At 44.2% G+C, this 711-nt stretch carries 1 pseudogene; it reads left to right on the forward strand.

Annotated elements, in window-relative coordinates:
* Nucleotides 1-711 (forward strand): annotated as a pseudogene (locus ACTHUR_RS14070) (hypothetical protein); the annotation flags it as partial.

Below are 711 nucleotides of genomic sequence, written 5' to 3' on the forward strand. Positions count from 1 at the left end.
CGCTCAAACCGCCTTTGCCAAAGAGCTGGAAGGCATGTTGGTCACTCAAAACAATTATGTCCGGATTCGAAGTTGTGATTTGAAAAACAATTACACTTTGCTTCCCGGTAGCGGAAACGGCTATGAAGCCGCAGCGGAAATCATCAGCGTCAGAAAAAATACGCCTGAAAACACACCAATCTATGTCGGATTAAGAGGCAATCTGGAAAACACCAATTTTTTGATTTCAGGCATTGATTTCATCAAAATGGGCGAGAGCTGCCATGTACCGCATACCGAAACCCCGCCTGCCGAAGTCGTTATTCGAGAGTATCCGCTTACTCAGCAGAAATCAGGTTCGACAGGAGAGAAGCCTGAGTCTAAACAAGACAATTCGAAATTAAAGGCTACGGAATCCCAACAAGCTAAGGCAGAACAGGACAAACCGGAAGAAACGGCAGGCAAGTCAGAAGAGCCGATTCCTTATCCTGAAGTTACACAGACTAATCAATTGGAAGACAGTAAAAAGTCTGAAGACAATACAAATTCAGACGACCTTGTTAAAGAAAGTGTGAAAACTGAGGATGCCAAACAGACAGATACCGAGAAATCTGATCGCACAAATGCTGGCTCGGCGACACCGGAAGTATCAAATACAACTGCGCCAATTGAGAAAAAAACCGTAGAAAACAAGGAAATTGATACGTCGGCTAAAGCAGAGGTATCTGAAAC

The sequence above is a fragment of the Neisseria sp. P0021.S007 genome (assembly GCF_051956855.1).